This window comes from Streptomyces sp. NPDC059788, from assembly GCF_042732265.1.
In the GTDB taxonomy this organism is placed as follows: Bacteria; Actinomycetota; Actinomycetes; order Streptomycetales; family Streptomycetaceae; genus Streptomyces.
On sequence record NZ_JBHWHY010000003.1, the window covers coordinates 125560 to 143267 of the forward strand.

Annotated in this window: 13 protein-coding genes; 9 read left to right on the forward strand and 4 right to left on the reverse strand. The window is 71.6% G+C overall.

Translation table 11 applies throughout. The features are described from left to right. Window positions 1-104: 104 nt before the first annotated feature. A complete protein-coding gene (locus tag ACFV57_RS03870) occupies window positions 105-3008 on the reverse strand; it encodes a penicillin acylase family protein (protein ID WP_385225356.1) in 2904 nt (967 codons plus the stop codon). Window positions 3009-3222: 214 nt separating this feature from the next. On the opposite strand from ACFV57_RS03870, the gene ACFV57_RS03875 reads away from it, so the two are divergent. From ACFV57_RS03875 to mscL, 5 genes are all read left to right on the forward strand, one after another. Next, a complete protein-coding gene (locus tag ACFV57_RS03875; RefSeq protein ID WP_385225626.1) occupies window positions 3223-4869 on the forward strand; it encodes a potassium/proton antiporter in 1647 nt (548 codons plus the stop codon). Window positions 4870-5305: 436 nt separating this feature from the next. Next, on the forward strand, window positions 5306-6529 hold the full coding sequence (locus ACFV57_RS03880) for an MFS transporter (RefSeq protein ID WP_385225628.1): 1224 nt from the start codon (window positions 5306-5308) through the stop codon (window positions 6527-6529). A gap of 69 nt (window positions 6530-6598) precedes the next feature. Further along, window positions 6599-6949, forward strand: a complete 351-nt coding sequence (locus tag ACFV57_RS03885) for an FmdB family zinc ribbon protein (protein ID WP_385225358.1) — start codon at window positions 6599-6601, stop codon at window positions 6947-6949. A 265-nt stretch (window positions 6950-7214) separates the two neighbouring features. Continuing rightward, window positions 7215-8048 carry an S-methyl-5'-thioadenosine phosphorylase gene (locus ACFV57_RS03890; protein WP_385225360.1) on the forward strand — a complete coding sequence of 278 codons (834 nt, stop codon included), beginning with the start codon at window positions 7215-7217 and terminating at the stop codon, window positions 8046-8048. A gap of 930 nt (window positions 8049-8978) precedes the next feature. Beyond that, a complete protein-coding gene (gene mscL / locus ACFV57_RS03895; protein WP_385225362.1) occupies window positions 8979-9503 on the forward strand; it encodes a large conductance mechanosensitive channel protein MscL in 525 nt (174 codons plus the stop codon). A gap of 40 nt (window positions 9504-9543) precedes the next feature. Here the strand turns inward: mscL and ACFV57_RS03900 are convergent, their stop codons facing one another. Beyond that, window positions 9544-9831 (reverse strand): hypothetical protein, encoded by a 288-nt coding sequence (locus ACFV57_RS03900; protein ID WP_385225364.1) that lies wholly within the window; start codon window positions 9829-9831, stop codon window positions 9544-9546. 260 nt (window positions 9832-10091) lie between these two features. On the opposite strand from ACFV57_RS03900, the gene ACFV57_RS03905 reads away from it, so the two are divergent. Together ACFV57_RS03905 and ACFV57_RS03910 are read left to right on the forward strand one after the other, a co-directional pair. After that, the gene (locus tag ACFV57_RS03905) at window positions 10092-11285 is read left to right on the forward strand and encodes a helix-turn-helix domain-containing protein (RefSeq protein WP_385225630.1); all 1194 of its coding nucleotides are present in this window, start codon (window positions 10092-10094) and stop codon (window positions 11283-11285) included. 104 nt (window positions 11286-11389) lie between these two features. After that, window positions 11390-11800, forward strand: coding sequence for a recombinase family protein (locus tag ACFV57_RS03910; RefSeq protein WP_385225366.1), 411 nt, complete (start codon window positions 11390-11392; stop codon window positions 11798-11800). 561 nt (window positions 11801-12361) lie between these two features. Here the strand turns inward: ACFV57_RS03910 and ACFV57_RS03915 are convergent. Further along, window positions 12362-12877, reverse strand: coding sequence for an AMP-binding protein (locus tag ACFV57_RS03915; protein ID WP_385225368.1), 516 nt, complete (start codon window positions 12875-12877; stop codon window positions 12362-12364). 312 nt (window positions 12878-13189) lie between these two features. On the opposite strand from ACFV57_RS03915, the gene ACFV57_RS03920 reads away from it, so the two are divergent. Then, window positions 13190-14950, forward strand: coding sequence for an MFS transporter (locus ACFV57_RS03920; RefSeq protein ID WP_385225370.1), 1761 nt, complete (start codon window positions 13190-13192; stop codon window positions 14948-14950). A gap of 26 nt (window positions 14951-14976) precedes the next feature. Here ACFV57_RS03920 and ACFV57_RS03925 read toward each other — a convergent pair whose 3' ends face one another. Continuing rightward, a complete protein-coding gene (locus ACFV57_RS03925; protein WP_385225372.1) occupies window positions 14977-16389 on the reverse strand; it encodes a rhodanese-like domain-containing protein in 1413 nt (470 codons plus the stop codon). Between the two features lie 500 nt (window positions 16390-16889). Here ACFV57_RS03925 and ACFV57_RS03930 point away from each other — a divergent pair, with 500 nt between their 5' ends. Then, window positions 16890-17675, forward strand: a complete 786-nt coding sequence (locus ACFV57_RS03930) for a GntR family transcriptional regulator (protein WP_385225374.1) — start codon at window positions 16890-16892, stop codon at window positions 17673-17675. Window positions 17676-17708: the final 33 nt, after the last annotated feature.

Here is a 17708-nt window from a genome sequence, read left to right on the forward strand (position 1 = left end):
GCGCCCGGGACGTACCCGGTATGTGCCCCTGAACGGCGCCGGGCGGGCCCGAAGAGACTCGGACCCGCCCGGCGCGCGGGGTCAGCGCCCCGTCGCGGCAATCGTCACGGCGACAGCGTCAGCGTGTCCTCCGCGGCGGCCTTAACGGCCTTCTTGGAGAAGGCCCACGGCAGCAGTTCGCCCTTGGCCCACTTGTCCGTCTGGTCGTAGTAGTGCCCGTTGTACGCGTGCCCGGAGGCACCCGTCAGGTTGATCCAGCGCGACTTGTCCAAGTCGGCCAGGTTGACGACCATCCGCATCGACGGGACCCAGGTGACCTCGTAGCCGCCGGCCGCGTTCCAGCCGGTGGCGTCGACGGCCGCCTCGCCGCCGCCCAGGTTCCACGGGCCGCGGTTGAACAGGCCCTGGAGGGGGCCGGGACCGCTGGTGCCCAGGGTCTGGTTCTTCAGGAACATCTGGTGCAGGCGGCCCCAGCTCCAGTTGTCGACGTTCTTGCCGAGCTTGCTGGTCAGCTCGTAGCGCGCGTCCTTCATGGCGTGCGCGAGGAGCTGGTCACGGTTGGCGTCGAGGACGCGGCCGGGCCGGGACTCGGTCTTCCACCAGTCGTTCTTCGGGTCCTCGATGATGGACCGGACGACCTCGTACCAGCGGTCGCCACCGTCCGGCTGCGCCTGGTCGGGGGCCCGCTCGCCGCACTCGCGCACGGGCTTGTCCTGGTCGTCGGCCGGGCCGGTGTCGTCGGCCGGGCGGACGTAGAGGCACTGGCCCTCGACCCGCAGCTCCTTGGGCATCTTGTTGCCGAAGGCCAGCTTGAGGGTGTTGCGCCAGACCGCGTTGAAGTACGCGGCGGCGGCGGAGTCGGGCTCCTGGGTGTAGTCCCAGCCCTCCAGCAGCTTCTGCGCCTCGCGGACGTACGGGTCCTTGACGTCGATCTTCTGCAGGTAGGGCGTCAGCAGCTTGGCGATCTCGCTGCTGTTGTCCATCTGCATGGTCTGCATGTCGTCGGTGGAGACCTTGCCGCCGTCCTTGATCTTCGACTGGATGAGGTCGTTGATCCGCTGGCTGCGGGCGCCGTAGCCCCAGTCCTTGGTCAGCAGGTACGGGTACTTGTCCGGGTCGACGACGGCCTGGTTGGCGGTGACGATGTAGCCGCGTGCCGGGTTGTACTCGTTGGGCAGCGCCTTCTGGGGCACATAGCCGTCCCACCGGGCCTTCGGGTCCCAGCCCGGGGCGGGCAGGGTGCCGTCGTAGCCCTTGCCGCGGACCGGGATGCGGCCGGGCGCCTGGTAGCCGATGTTGCCCTTGGTGTCGGCGTAGATCAGGTTCTGCGAGGGCACCTCGAAGTGCGCGGCGGCCTTGCGGAAGTCCGTCCAGTTCTTGGACCGGTTCAGCTCGAAGACCGCGTCCATCGAGTTGCCCGGGTCCAGGGCGGTCCAGCGCAGTGAGATGCCGTAGCCGTCGCCGCGGTCCGGTGCCGCGTTGCCGACCGGGGCCTGCTTGCCGACCTTGGACATCTCGTCGTCACGGTCGGAGATCAACGGGCCGTTGTCGGTCGAGCGGACCGTGATCTCGCGGTCCGTGCCGCCGGCGACCTTGATGGTCTCCTTGCGGGTCTTGTACGGCTGCACCTTGTCCTTGGACAGGTACCCGTTGGCGGTGATCTTCTCCAGGTACAGGTCGGTGACGTCGGCGCCGAGGTTGGTCATGCCCCAGGAGATGTCCTGGTTGTGGCCGATGACCACGCCCGGCATCCCGGAGAAGGTGTAGCCGGAGACGTCGTAGTTGCACTTGGCGCTGGTGGTGCGGCAGTGCAGGCCCATCTGGTACCAGAGCGACGGCATCTGGGGGGCCAGGTGCGGGTCGTTGGCGAGCAGCGGCTTCCCGGTGGTGGTGTGGGCGCCGGAGACGACCCAGGAGTTGGAGCCGATGCCGTTGCCGTTGGGGCCGAGCAGGGCCGGGATCTGCTCCAGGGACTTGGAGACCGCGGAGAGCTGGGTCTTCACGCCGCGGGCGGTGCCGGAGGCGGAGTTGGTGCCGGTACCGGTACCGGCGCTGGAACCCGTGCCCGTACCTGTTCCCGTGCCGGTTCCCGTGCCCGTACCGGTGCCGCTTCCGGAGCCGGTACCCGTACCCGTGCCGCTGCCCGTACCCGTGCCCGTACCGGAGCCCGTGCCCTGGCCCGTCCCGGAGTTGCTCTGCGCGCCGCCGCTCGGGGTGGCCTTGGGGTCGAACTCCTTGGTGGCCGGGTCGACCGCGCCGCCGTCGACGATCGGCCGGTTCCGCTTGGCCGGGTACTTCGGGTACATCTGGTCGATCTGCGTCGGGCTGAAACGGCTGGTCAGCAGGGCACGGTCGATCTCCTCCTGCATGTTGCCGCGCAGGTCCCAGGCCATGGCCTTGAGCCAGGCCACCGAGTCGACCGGGGTCCACTTCTGGGGCTTGTAGTCGTTCTGGAAACCGAGCGCCGCGTACTCCAGGGAGAGCGCCGCCCCCTCGTGGTCCTTGAGGTAGGCGTTGACGCCGTCGGCGTATGCCTGGAGGTACTTCTTCGTCTGCGGGGAGAGCTTGGTGTCGTACTCCTGCTGCGCGACGTGGTGCCAGCCGAGCGTACGCAGGAAGGAGTCCGTGTCGACCTGGCTCTGGCCGAACATCTCGGAGAGGCGGCCGGCCGTCATGTGGCGGCGCACGTCCATCTCCCAGAAGCGGTCCTGGGCCTGTACGAAGCCCTGGGCGCGGAAGAGGTCCTCGTCGGTGTCGGCGTAGATCTGCGGAATCCCGTTGCCGTCGCGCGAGACGTCGACGGGGGCGCTCAGACCGGCCAGCTTCAGGGAACCGGTGGTCTGGGGGTACGAGGCGCGGACGGTGCTGACGCCCCAGAACGCGCCGTAGCCGATGCCCGCCACGAGCAGAAGCACGACCGTGATCGCGACGAGGCGGCCGCGCCGCCCCTTCTTCTTCGGCTTCTTCGCAGCCTTGTCAGGGGCGGGGGCGGACTTGGTGGCGGGCATCTCTGTCCTTCGAGGGGCAGGGTGGGAGTGCTGGAGCAACCATAGGCGCACGGGTCCGCCGAGCCCTACGCGGTGTAGCCACCGGCACCTTCAAGGTTCAAGCAATGGTAAATTGTTAGTCTCAGTAACTAGATACAGTAAGGAAAGACCGCCCGATCCACTCCCGTGCCCGCCTCCCGTGCCAGCCCCGGCCCGCCACGAGGAAGGACCAGCCCTGACTGTCGACCGCCTCAACGAACTCCTGCTGATCTGCGCCCTCGTCCTGCTCGTCGCGGTGGCCGCGGTCCGCCTCTCCTCCCGAAGCGGCCTCCCCAGCCTGCTCATCTACCTGGGGATAGGCATCGCCATAGGGCAGGACGGCCTCGGCGGCGTCGTCTTCGACAACGCCGAACTGACCCAGATACTGGGCTACACCGCGCTGGTCGTGATCCTGGCCGAGGGCGGCCTCGGCACGAAGTGGAAAGAGATCAAACCCGCGCTGCCCAGGGCCGCGGTGCTGTCGACGTTCGGTGTCGCGGTGAGCGTGGGGGTCACCGCGGCCGGAGCGCACTACCTCGTCGGCCTGGACTGGCGCCAGGCGCTGCTCATCGGCGCGGTGGTCTCCTCCACGGACGCGGCGGCGGTCTTCTCCGTGCTGCGCAACGTGCCGCTGCCCGCCCGGCTGACCGGTGTCCTGGAGGCCGAGTCCGGCTTCAACGACGCCCCCGTGGTCATCCTCGTCGTGGCCTTCTCCACCGCGGGACCGGTGGAGCACTGGTACACGCTCATCGGCGACATCGCCCTGGAGCTGACGATCGGCGCGGCCATCGGCCTGGCCGTCGGCTGGCTGGGCGCGTACGGGATGCGGCACGTGGCGCTGCCCGCCTCCGGCCTGTACCCGATCGCCGTGATGGCCATCGCGGTCTCCGCCTACGCGGCCGGCGCGCTGGCGCACGGCTCCGGCTTCCTCGCGGTCTACCTCGCCGCGCTGATCCTCGGCAACGCGAAACTGCCGCACTCGGCCGCCACCCGCGGCTTCGCCGAAGGCCTCGGCTGGATCGGCCAGATCGGCATGTTCGTCCTGCTCGGCCTGCTGGTCACCCCGCACACGCTCTTCGACGACGCGGTGCCGGCGCTGATCATCGGCCTCATCCTGACGATCGTCGCCCGCCCCACATCGGTGTTCCTCGGGCTGCTGCCCTTCAAGGTGCCCTGGCGCGAGAAAGCACTCCTGTCGTGGGCCGGGCTGCGCGGCGCCGTACCGATCGTGCTGGCCACCATCCCCATGGTGGGCGGCGTGCCCGGCAGCGACCGGGTCTTCAACATCGTCTTCATCCTGGTCGTCGTCTACACGCTGATCCAGGGCCCGACGCTGCCCTGGCTCGCCAGGAAGCTGCACCTGGGGGACGACGAGGAGGCCGCCGACCTGGGCATCGAGTCGGCGCCGCTGGAGCGGCTGCGCGGCCATCTGCTGTCCACCACGATCAGCGTGAAGTCCCGCATGCACGGCGTGGAGATCAGCGAGCTGCGGCTGCCGCCGGGCGCCGCGGTCACCCTCGTCGTACGGGACGGGACCAGCTTCGTACCGACACCGACGACCGTGCTGCGGCGCGGGGACGACCTGCTGGTGGTGGCCACGGACCCGGTGCGGGACGCGGTCGAGAACCGGCTCCAGGCGGTCTCCAAGCACGGCAAGCTGGCCGGATGGCTGGCGCCGAGCACGCCTGCCGGGCGGCGGCCCGGCCGGAAGGCGGGGACGCGGTCCGGCGACCGGCCCGGTGAGCGGCCGGGCGGGAAGGCCGGAGGGCTGCCGGGCGGGGAGGCCGGGGGACGGCCGGACGGAATGGCCGGAGGACGGCCGCCGCATACGCCGGCGCGCTGACCCCCATGCGCCCTGCGCGCCCCACAGGTCCCTCGCGCCCCTTCGCCGGCCCGGGAAAATTCCGGGTGAAGCCCTGGTCGAGGCCAGGGCTTCACCCCGTATCGGCCTGTACTATGGCGTAGCAATCAAAGGAACCAACTCTGCCTGACGCAGAGCTGGCGCGACCGCTCGGCGGCCGCGGTCCCCTGCCACACGCAGCCACCTCCCCGGTGCGGACCACGCGGTATCACTCGGTCCTGCGCGAGAGGACAGCTCTCGGCGCGCAACCCCGTGACAACCTCGCGGGCGGCGCGCTACCAGGCGGTAGAAAGGCTCGGCCGTGGCATCCGCGGTCAAGGACAACGCGGGCAGGGACGCTCAGGGCGAGGACGCCCAGGGCGCGACCGCCCCCGCACAGCAGACACCCGCCAAGGACGCCCGTCCCGGTTACGGGCAGCTGCTGCGCACCCCCGGCGCATGGGCGTTCCTGCTGCCGGGCTTCCTGGCCCGCCAGCCCTTCGCGATGCTGACGTTCAGCATCCTGCTGCTCGTCCAGCACACCACCGGCTCGTACGGCACCGCCGGTGTCGTCTCGGCGGTGACCGGCGTCTCGATGGCGCTGTTCGCGCCGCAGAGCGGCAAGCTGGCGGACCGGTTCGGGCAGCGCGCGGTGCTCGTGCCCGGCGTACTGGTGCACGCCGCGGCGGTCGCCGCGATGATCACGCTGGCGCTGTCGCACGCCCCGCTGTGGGCGCTGCTGGTGATCGCCGTACCGACCGGCGCCTCGACGCCGCAGATCGGCCCCATGGTGCGCTCCCGGTGGGCCGCCAAGCTGACCGGTACGCCCCTGATGCCGACGTCCACCGCCTTCGAGTCGGTGACCGACGAGTTCACCTTCGTCGTCGGCTCGGTGCTGGCGACCGCGCTGTGCACCGGCATCCACCCGGCGGCCGGCCTGGTCGCCGAGGGTGCCCTGACGCTGGGCGGCGGGCTGCTGTTCGCGGCGCAGCGGCGCAGCCAGCCGCCGGTGCACCGGTCCGCGGACGGCTCCGCCGAGCGCACCTCCGCGCTGTCCGTGCCCGGCCTGCGGGTCCTGATCGCGGGGCTCTTCGGCATCGGCACGGTCTTCGGCGGGATGCAGGTCTCCCTCACGGCCTTCGCCGAGGACATCGGGCAGCCCGGTATCAACGGCCTGCTGTACGGGGTGTTCGCGGCGGGCAACATGCTGGCCGGCATCGTGTGCGGCGCGATCGCCTGGAAGATCGGCCCCCGGCGCCGCCTGCTGGTCGGGTACGCGCTGCTGGCGCTGATGACCACCCCGCTGTGGGCGGTGAGCGTGGCGCCGCTGATGGGCGCGGTGGGCCTGCTGGTCGGCCTGTGCATCGCCCCCGCGCTGATCACCGGCTACACGCTGGTCGACTCGCTGGTGCCGGCCTCGGCCCGTACGGAGGCCTTCACCTGGCTGACCGGCGCGGTCGGCCTCGGCCAGGCGGCGGCGTCGACGATCGCCGGCCTGCTGGCGGACCACTTCGGTCCGCATGCCGGATTCCTGGTGCCGCTGTGCGGTACGGGGCTGGCGCTGGTGGTGCTGGCGGTGTTCCGGGGACACCTGGTGCCGCGCTCCGAAACCCTGGTCGTCGGACGTGGGGTCGGTCACCGTACTCCGGTGACAGTGGACTGACGGGCCGGAATACTGCACTATGGAGCGTCGTTAGCACTCATTGAGTGAGAGTGCCAGGAGGAAGTCACAGTGCCGACCTACCAGTATCAGTGCACCGAGTGCGGCGAGGGCCTTGAGGCGGTGCAGAAGTTCACCGACGACGCGCTCACCGAGTGCCCCGCCTGCAACGGACGCCTCAAGAAGGTGTTCTCCGCGGTCGGCATCGTGTTCAAGGGCTCCGGGTTCTACCGGAACGACAGCCGCGGCTCGTCGTCTAGCAGCACGCCCGCGTCGAGCTCGTCCTCGTCGTCCGGGTCGTCTTCCTCGGACTCCGGGTCGTCGTCCTCGTCGTCTTCGGGTGGCGAGTCGAAGTCGTCCAGCGGCTCGTCGAGCTCTTCGGGTACGGGCTCCAGCTCGACGCCGAGCACCTCGGCCGCCTGAGCGGCACACCGGACAACTCTTCGCACAAGCCCCGCCGTCCTGTCAGTGACGGCGGGGCTTTGGCGTTCGGGGACTTCGACGGGGGCGCGCCGGCGGCCTTCCGAGGCACCACCCCGGCCCTCTCAGGCGCTCTCTCGATCACGCTCCTCAGGTGCCGTCTCCCGGACGTTCTCCACCAGGCACCTTCCTCAGGCGCCCCCTCCCAGGCGCGCTCCCTTCTCACGCGGCCTCCTCGAACACCCCTCCCCGCGATTAATGTGACCGCATGGCTGACGCGGAGATCGGTGTCATCGGTGGGTCCGGCTTCTACTCCTTCCTGGACGACGTGACGGAGATCACGGTCGACACTCCCTACGGCGCCCCGAGCGACTCGCTCTTCCTCGGCGAGGTGGCCGGCCGCACCGTCGCCTTCCTGCCCCGGCACGGCCGCAGGCACCACCTCCCGCCGCACCGCATCAACTACCGCGCCAACCTGTGGGCACTGCGGTCGGTCGGAGTCCGTCAGGTGCTCGGCCCGTGTGCGGTGGGCGGGCTGCGGGCGGAGTACGGGCCGGGGACGCTGCTCGTACCGGACCAGATCGTGGACCGTACGAAGGCCAGGGCGCAGACGTACTTCGACGGGGTACCGCTGCCGGACGGCAGCGTGCCGAACGTGGTGCACGTGTCGTTCGCCGACCCGTACTGCCCGGTCGGCCGGGAGACGGCGCTGACGGCGGCACGGGGGCGCGCGTGGGAGCCGGTGGACGGCGGCACGCTCGTGGTCGTCGAGGGGCCGCGCTTCTCGACCCGCGCGGAGTCGCGGTGGCACGCGGCACAGGGCTGGTCGGTGGTGGGCATGACCGGCCACCCCGAAGCGGCGCTGGCCCGCGAGCTGGGGCTTTGCTACACGTCGTTGACGCTGGTCACGGACCTGGACGCGGGTACGGAAGCGGGCGAGGGCGTCTCGCACGAGGAAGTGCTTGAGGTCTTCGGCCGAAACGTGGGGCGGCTGCGCGAGGTGCTGTTCGACGCGGTGGGCGCGCTGCCGGCGTCCGCGGAGCGGGGCTGCCTGTGCGCGGAGGCACACGCGGGCTGGGAGCTGGGAATCCAGTTGCCGTGAGGGGGCTGGGGGGAGCGGCACTGGGGGGAGCGGCACTGGGTGGGGGTGGCACTGAGGTGGGGTGGCACTGGGCGTGAGTGGCGTGTGGGGTGCAAGTTGCACCTGAGGCACAAGAGGGTGACGCCCTTTTTCACAACTCGTGGGTAGCGGTCCGGGGCCGGCGGGCGCCGGTCGCGGTTGTCCACAGGGCCGAGCGGGCTCCGGCGAAGTCCGGCACGGTGGGGATCGTCCACACCGATTCCGGCACCTCAGGCGGTGGTTACCGTGCCTCAGCCCTCCCATCCCAGCTATCCCGACACCGACCTCAACCCCATTACCGACACCACTACGGGCCCCGGCCCCGGCAACGGCCCCAACACCATCACGGCCCCCGGCACCACACCCGCCCCAGGCCCCGGCCCGACCCCGACTCTCGACAGCTTCACCCCGCCCCTCCCCCTGCCCCCGCCATGTGAGGTTGCGCACTTCCCTCCCGTACGGCCCCAGGGCGGGCGCCACCGGCTCCATCGCGCGGTACGGCGCCGACGGCGGGCCGTGACGGCAGGGCTGGCGATGACGGCCGCGGCCCTGACCGCCACGGTCCACCAGAGCGGCGAAGGGGGCGCTTCGAGCGCCGCGAACGCCTGCGCCGCACCGTCGTCCGGGGCCCGTCCCGGCTGGGGGCAGTCATGACGGCCCGAACCGCGCCGGACGAAGATCGAGTGGCCTTTGCCCGATATGCGCGCGACACTGGCGAAAGTGGCGGGGTGCGTTTGGCGTGCCGACGGGAAGGCTCTTCCCCGGCCGACCGTGACGCGGCGCCGATCCGTACGGACGTATCGTCCGCTCACCGGTTCAGGTTATGGGATTGGACAGCCCTGCCCTGCCCTGCCGTAGGTTGCGGTGCTGTTCGTTGCACGGTTCGTAGTGAGTGTGGAAAGAGGCTTTCAGGTGAGCGAGAAGACGACGGGCGTACTCGCGGGATTCAAGGAATTCTTGCTGCGCGGCAACGTGATCGAGCTCGCGGTCGCCGTCGTGGTCGGAGCCGCGTTCACGAACATCGTGAATGCCGTGGTCAAGGGCGTCATCAACCCGATCGTCGGTGCCCTCGGCTCGCAGAACCTCGACCACTACAAGACCTGCCTCACCACCTGCACCACGGACGCCAAGACGGGCGACTACACCGACGGCATCTACATCCTGTGGGGATCGGTGCTCAGCGCGGTCCTGACCTTCGTGATCACCGCCGCGGTCGTGTACTTCCTCATGATCCTGCCGATGAACAAGTGGAAGGCGCGTCAGGACGCCAAGAAGCCGGCGGACGACGCCCCGGTGGACCCGACCGAGGTCGAACTGCTGACGGAGATCCGCGACGCGCTCGTCGCGCAGCGCAACGGCTCACTGTCCGGTTCGTCCACGGCCTCGGCCGCCGGTGGCGGCTCCGGCTCGGTGGTCACGCAGAAGACGCAGCAGTAGAGGGCTCCGGTCCCGCGGCGAAGCCGCCCCGGCGCCTCGGTCAGAGGTGGTGGGGCGGCTTCTCGTCGAGAAAGCGCGCCAGGTCGGCGGCGCCGTCACCGCTGGACGGACGCTCACCCCAGCCATGGTCGGTGTCGTCCGCCGACGGCCGGCTCAACGGATCGTCGAAGACAAGCGCCGCACGCGCCTTGGCCCGCGCCACACGCTCGGACTGCTCCGACTGCTCGGCGCTCTCCGGCTGCTCGGCCCGCTCGGCGCTCTCCGGCTGCTCGGCGCTCTCCTGCGGGTCCTTATCGGCCTCGGGCCGGGATTCGGGGGTCTTACTCACCCCTCCAGGGTACGGCTGGCGAGCACGCGGGGCCCCGGCACGTCCCTACGCGACGGGAGGACCCACCTGGCGCCCGTCACCGCCACCTCCGGGGGCGCTTCCCTCCAGCCGACGATGGCCACTGGTCCCTTCCAAGCCGGACGTGCTGTCAGCCCCTCCCCCTACTCTGAGCCGTGCCGGACTCTTCAGAGAGGGGCAAGATCGTGTCTCAAGAAGGTGCCCACCCCGACTCCCCCGCGCCCCTGGTCTTCGGCCAGCGAATGCAGATTCTGCGGCAGCGTCGCGGAATGACCCGCACGGTGCTGGCAGGGCTCATCGGCATGTCGGAATCGTGGGTGAAGCGGGTGGAGAACGGGCAGTTGAAGACGCCCGGGTTGGACATGGTCCTGCGGGTGGCCGAGGCACTGCGCGTACGGGAGCTTGCCGAGCTCACGGGGTCCGGGTCGGTGCGGGTCGGCCTGTTCGCCGGGCCCGGGCACCGGCTGCTGCCAGCAGTCGCCTCGGCGGTGAACCAGTTCCCCTTCGAGGCGGACCGCGCCGCGCCTTCGGCGGCGCACCTGCGGTCGCGGCTGGCTCACGCCTGGTCGGCACGGCACTCGGCTCCGCACCACCGCGACGTCATCGGTGGGCTGCTTCCGGATCTCATCCGCGATGCCCGGATCGCCGTCCGTCAGGCCGACTCAGCTGCCGAACGACGTACCGCGCAGAGTCTTCTCTCGGAGGTCTACAGCCTCAGCCAGTTCTTCATCGCCTACCAGCCGGATGCCGCGCTCCTGTGGCGCGTCGCCGAACGCAGCATGGTCGCGGCGCAGGAGTCCGAGGACCCCCACGCGATCGGCGTGGCAGCCTGGCTCACCGGACAGGCATACCGGGACGCCGGTCCGCGACACTACGACGCCGCCGACGAGATCAACCAGGCGACGCTCCGCTTCCTGGGCCCTCTGCTGGCAGAGGCTGCCGATGACGTGCTCGCCATCGCCGGGGCCTTGCAGTTCGAGGTCGGCTACACGGCAGCCCGGCGTGGGGACACGGGCACGGCATGGCGCTACTGGGACATCGCGCGTGAGATGGCTGAGCGGTTGCCCGCTGAGTACTTCCACCCGGTCACTTCGTTCTCCCGCGGCATCATGGGAGCCCACGCGGTAACCGTCGCGGTCGAACTGCACTCCGGTACCGAGTCCGTCAGGCAGGCGGAACGGGCCGAAGCCGGCGTCATCCCCTCCAGGCCGCGCCGGGCCCGGCACCGTATCGAGCAGGCCCGCGGCTACCAGCTCGACAGACAGGGGGACGTAGCGCTGGCGACACTCGCCCAGGCGTACGAGGCCGCCCCGGAGACAGTCCGCTACAACGGCTATGCGAAACGGATCGTGCTGGAGGAAACCGAGTCGAAGGTGCCGTCCCGTCGTCACCGGGCATCCGAACTGGCCCAGAAGATCGGCTTGCTGGCCGCCTGAGAACTGTGGGGTGACGGACACGATCTGTGTCCCTCCCACCCCGTGAGCGCTTCTACGGTCGTGCCGTATCGCCGATCAGCACGACACGCGCAAGGGGAACCGCCATGCCCACCACACCCCCGCTCGCCTTCGTCTACGACCGTTGCGCCACGCGATCGCACGCCATGTTGGAGCTGCGGCTCGCCGGGTGTCGCACCTATGCCGAGCGGCAAGGGTGGGACGTGGCCGGGTGGTGGGTGGACTTCGGGGATGAGGCGTTGGGGGGTGAGCGGCCTGAGTTGCGGGAGCTGGTGGGGGCTTTGGGGCGGGTGGTGATGGCGCGGCGGGCGTTCTGCCTCGTGCATCACTGGAATCGGTTCGCGCATGACGTCGAGGGGCGGCTCGCGTTGCGGCGGCGCATCGCGCGGGTGGGCGGGTACTCGGCCACGACGTTCGGCGAGAGCGACGAGCGGGAGGGGGACGCGGGCGAGGCACGGGTACCGGCCGCGCAGGTGGGGCGGCAGGGGCCGACGTAACGGGCGCATTGGCGGCAAGCGTCGGCGGAGGGCCTCGGAGGCAGAGTCCGCGCTGCGCGGGGGCTGCGGGACGACGGCGCGCGGCGCGCGGGCGAGGCCAGCGCGGAGCGCGAGCTGAGGCCGGTGCGGCGCCAGCGCCGGCGGCGGCGTGGAGCGCAGGCCGAAGGCGACGCGGGCCAGGGCCGGAGCCAGCACGGAACGCGGGCCGAAGGCGACGCGGTATCAGGGCCAGAGCCAGCGTGGAGCGCGGGCCGAAGACGGCGCGGCACCAAGGCCGAAGCCAGCACGGAGCTCGGACCGAAGACGGCGCGGTACCAGGGCCGGAGCCAGCACGGAGCGCGAGCCGAATGCGGTGCGGCGCAAGGGCCGGAGCGGTGCGGCGCGCGCGGAATCGGCGCGGCGCGGAGGCCCACGGGGCGGCGGACGGCGGCGCGCAGGACGGCGGCCCACGGGATAGCGGCCCACGCGACGGCGGCGCGCGGTCGGTGGTGGGGGCTGCGCGGAGCCCGCGGACGGCGGCGCGGGGGTGCGGGGATTGGGCGCCGGGTGCGCGGGGGCGCGTCAGCGGGTGGCGAGGGCCTCGTGCCACCAGTGGTCGCGGCCCGCCGTCCAGGACACCGGGCGGCTGGTGCGGTTCACGACCAGGACGGCCCGTACCTGGGGGCAGCCGTGCCGCAGTGCCCGGTCCAGCACGGGCTTGACCGGCCGTACGGCACCGTCCCAGAACGCGGCGTCCGCCGTGATGATCACCTTGGCGCCGGACTCCCGGGCCTGGTCGGCGAGTTCCGGAACGGTCAGGTAGACCGGCAGCGTCGTACGGACGGCACCCAGCCGACCGCAGGCGAGCGTGGCGATCACCGACTCCGGCACCAGCGGCAGATGCACCGCGACCCGGTCGCCGGCCCGCACCCCGAGCCGGGCCAGCGCCGCGGCGGCCCGCTTGGCCTGGCCCATCAGCATGGTGTGGGTCAGCTCCTCGTGACGTCCCGGCTCTCCGTGCCAGGTGAGGGCTATCGGGGACGGGGACGCCGGGGGCTCTTGCGGTTCCCGGGTCGTTTCCTCATGCTGGGAGATCACACGGCGCAACATGCGGACCAGCCTGAAGATCAGCGATCAACAACCGCTGAACATCCGCTGTACGACGCGGACCGCGCGACGTACGCACCGCCTTCGCGACGCCCCTCGGACGGCGTCGCTTCTCGTGCCCTTGGGCGACGTGCCCGTGAAAAGCCGCAGGTGTCCGTGGGTTTCCCACGGTGCGCCACGTCTTGCACCCCCACGTCTCTGCCCCGTCTTCGGCACACGCAATCCCCCACCCTTCACCTTCCTCATCCGTACGTACTGCGCCGCGCCGACCCGCGCGGCGCGAGAGGTGGACCGGTGTGCCGGATGTCCGAGCAGAGTGGTGCGAAAAGGGGCGACGAGCAGAGTGACGAGCGACGCCGTGTCGGTGGTGCAGGGGTGGTGTGGGGGCGGTTGTGGGCTGTGGTGGCGGTTGCGATCGGTGGGTTCTGTGTGCAGCTGGATGCCTTTGCGCTGAACATGGCGCTGCCGGTGCTCCGCCGTGACCTGCAAGCCTCCGCGGCGGCGGGCCCGTGGGTGATCAGTGGATATCTGTTGGCGGCCGGGTCCCTGATGCCCGCGGCCGGGCGGCTGGGCGATCTGTTCGGGAGGCGGCGGCTGCTGCTTCTCGGGCTCGCGCTCTTCGGGGGCGCGTCGGCGGGGTGCGCGCTGGCGCCCTCGTTGTCGTTGCTGGTGGTGGCTCGTGTGGTGCAAGGGGTGGGCGGGGCGCTGGTCATGCCGGTGGGGCTGGCACTGCTGACACGTTCCTTCCCGCCGGGGCGGGCACGCGTGGCGACGGGGTACGCCTTGGGGCTGGCCGGGCTGGCCACCGCGTGCGGCCCGTTCGTGGGCGGGGCGCTGGCCCAGGAGCTGTCCTGGCGTGCGGTGTTCTGGAGCAATGTGCCGCTGTGCGCCGCGGCACTGCTGTGCGCCCGGCGCGTGCGGGAACCTCGGGAGGGAACGTTTCTTCGAGCTCCGTACGGCCGGGCACCGTACGGCCAGGCACCGTACGGCACAGGGGCCAGCGGCCGTTCCTCTGGCCGCACCTGTGGCGATTGGAGGCCACTGCGGCAAGTCGAAAGCGGTGGGGGATCTCTGGCCGCTCAGGGCGACGGGGGCGCCCCGGCCACCCGGGGCGGTCGGCGTGTCCGCGGCAGTCGGCGTGTCCGCGGCAGTCGGTGGTTCCGGACCACTCGGGCCACTCGGGCCACTCGGGGCAGTCGGAACAGTCGGCGCAGCTGGCGTAGTTGGAGCAGCTGGGGTAGTCGGGGCCTCTGGGATAGCTGGGGCTCGTTGGTCAGCGGGAGCGGGGTGCCTGCCTGTCTGGCGATGGCCGTCGCGAGTGTGAGTACGGGAATGGGTGCGAGCGGCGGCGTGGGGGTGTGGTGGCGGGCGTGTGGGTGGGGCGTGGGCGCGGTGGTGTCCGGGGCGCTGTTCGTACGCGCCGAGCGCCGGTCGCGTTTCCCGCTGCTCGATCTCTCCCTCTTCCGTAACGCGCCCTACGTAGCGCTCACTTCGGCCGGTGCGGTGGCCAATGCGGCGACCGTGGCGCTGCTCTACGTGGTTCCGCTCATGCTTCAGGAGGCGCAGGGGTTGTCCGTGCTGGGCGCGGGGGCCGCCTTCCTCGTGCCGGCGGTGGCGATGGCCGCGGCCGGGCCGGTGGCCGGGCGGGTGCCCCCCGGCGCCACCGAGCCCGCGATGGCCGCCTGCCTCGGCCTCGCCGCCGCCGCGTTGACGGCGTCGGCGAGGGTCGGCCACGCCTCACTGGCCTTACTGCTGTCGGCGGTCACCGTGGCCGCGGGGGCCCTAGGGGTGGCGGGCGCCCTGGCACTGACCGCGACTCAGGCCGTGGTGCGCCCGGACCGCGCGGGCGAGGCGTCCGGGCTGACCAAGTGCGCGATCACGGTGACGGCCGGGCTGGGCCTAGCGCCCGCCGGCACGGACCCGGGCGGCGCACTACGTCTGGCCGCCACCGGATGCGCGGCCGCCTGCCTGGCTCTCCTCCTGCGGAGGCGGCCAAAGCTCCACAAGCAGCGAAAGGGAACAGCGGACCGGGACGTAGGGCGTGAGGCGGGCACCGGGGCGTAAGGCGTGAGGCAGGTGGGGCGCGGGCTTCATCCGCGGGCGGACACCGCCGCCTCGTATCCCCCGGTGATGTCCCGTACGTCCCGGAAGCCGCGGGACTCCAGCAGCGCCGCGGCGATCACGGAGCGGCTGCCGCCGCGGCAGTAGAGGACGACCGGACGGTCCGGGTCCAGGGACGCGCAGTCGCCGGAAAGGCTCGCCAGGGGCAGGTTGACCGCGCCGGGCAGGGCGCCCGCCTCGTACTCGGACGGGTTGCGGACGTCGATCAACTGCGTCTCCCCGTCCGGGGCTTCCCCCGCCGCCAGGCGGCGGGTGCGCGACACCAGCTCGGGGTGGCGGGCGAGTTCGGCGGCCGGGTCCAGGACGTGCCCGAGGACGTGGTCGTAGCCGATGCGGGCCAGGCGGAGGCGCGCCTCGGCTTCCGTACCCGGGTCGCTGACGAGGACGATCGGCGTGCCGGGCTCCACCACGCTGCCCGCGTACTCGGCGAACCGGGTGTCCAGGCTGGTGTGCAGCGAACCCGTGAAGTGCGCCTCGGTGTACGCGGCGAGGGACCGGCTGTCGAGGAGGACGGCCCCGGCGTCCCGGCGGGCGGCCAGCGCCTCGTCGAGGGTGAGGGCGGCGGGCGGTGTGGTGTCCAGGAGCGGGTGGCCGTCGCGGTTGAGGGCCGCGTCGTGGGCGAAGTAGCCGGGGGTGGCGGGCTGCCCGGCCGTGACCAGACGGATGAAGTCGGCCTCCGGCATGGGCTGCAGCGCGTAGTTGTAGCGCCGCTGCTCGCCGATGGTGGAGGTGGTCTCGGTGGAGAGGTTGCGGCCACAGGCCGAGCCGGCGCCGTGGGCGGGGAAGACGCGGGTGGCGTCGGGGAGGGTCAGCAGCTTGTCGTGCAGGGAGCTGTAGAGGCGGCCCGCCATGTCCTCGGGCGTCAGGCCGGCCGCGGCGAGCAGGTCGGGGCGGCCCACGTCGCCGACGAACAGGGTGTCGCCGGTCAGGACGCCATACGGCTCGGCCGCTTCCGGCTGTTCGTGGACGACCAGGCAGATGGATTCCGGGGTGTGGCCGGGGGTGGCGAGGACGGTGAGGGTGACGCCGGCGGGCTCCGTCTCTCCGGCCTCGGCTCCAGCTCCGGCCTCGGCTCCGGCCCCGCCGAGGGATATCCGCTCCCCGTCCCGCAGCCGCCGTATCGGGTAGCCGGTCTCGGCGGCCTCGCCGAAGGCGATGGTGGCGCCGGTGGCGCGGGCCAGTTCGAGGTGTCCGGACAGGAAGTCGGCGTGGAAGTGCGTCTCGATGATCAGCTCGATACGCAGCCCGGCGGCTTCCGCGTCGCGCAGGTAGTCGTCGATGTCGCGGCGTGGGTCGACGAGGACGGCACGCCCGGTGGTCTCGTCGCCGATCAGGTACGACGCCTGGGAGAGGCAGTCGAGGTAGTACTGCGCGAAGTGCACGGTCGACCTCCGTGTTCCTGCGGGCCCGCTGAACCGCGGACCCCGCGGGGGATGTGTTGTGCGGATGCACGGATGTACGTACATTAGGCACGTGGTGCTGCCGTCGACAAGTTCGGCAGCGGGCGAGGAAGGACGCGGAAGGAGACGGACAGGGTGCAGGAGGACGCGGAAGCACGAGGAAGAACGCGGATGTACGAGGAAGTACGACTCCGGAACGGCGACGCGCCCGAGCGGCACGCCGCACGCCCCGAGCACCCTGCCCGTACGGCCCACACCACCCGCACCACTCACACGGTCCGCAGCATCCGAACCTTCCCCACCATCCACACAACCGGTACCACCCACACAACCGGTACCACCCGCACTGCTGGCACTACCCGTACCGCCCGTATCGCCTGTACCACCCGTTCAGCTCGCACTACCCGTTCAGCTCGCACTACCTGTCCAGCTCGTACCTCCCGTACAGCCCGCACCACCCGTATCCGCTCGGAGGCGCCCTCATGACCGCACACCCCCCGGGCCCGCGCCCCCTGGACCGGCGCTCGCCGCTGCCCCTGTGGGCCCAGCTCTCCGAAGACCTTCGGCGCCGCATGGAGGCGGGCGAGTTCACCGACGAGTTCCCGGCCGAGCATCGTCTCACCGGGGAGTACGAGGTCAGCCGGCACACCGTCCGCGAGGCGCTGCGCAAGCTGCGCGCGGACGGCCTGGTGATCGCCGAACGTGGCCGCGCCAGCCGCCTGAACACCCGGCGCATACAGCAGCCACTCGGCTCGCTCTACAGCCTCTTCCGTGAGCTGGAGGGCCAGGGCGTGGAGCAGCGCAGCGAGGTGCTGCGGCTGGAACGGACGGCGGACGGCCCGGTCGCCGACCAGCTCGGGCTCGTCCCGGACGCGCCGCTGGTCGTGCTGGAGCGGCTGCGGCTGGCGGACGGCGAGCCGTTGGCCCACGACACCACGTATCTGCCCGCCGAGGTCGCGGAGCCGCTGCTCGACGCGGACTTCCGGCACACCTCGCTGTACGGGGAGCTGCAGCGGCGCTGCGGGGTGAAGGTCACCGGCGGCCGGGAGCGCATCCACCCGTTCCTGCCCGACATCCGGCAGGCGTGGCTGCTGGGGCTGGCCGACCGGGAGCCCGCGTTCGCCATCGAGCGGCTGGGGCGCTCCGGGGAGCGGCCGGTGGAGTGGCGCGAGACCGTCGTACGGGGCGACCGCTTCACCTTCGTCGCCGAGTGGACCAGCGATAGCCAGGCGGTCGAGCTGGCGCCGCGCGCCGCGTGTCCGTCATGACGGCCGGCCGAGTTCCGTACGGTGCGGCGAGCC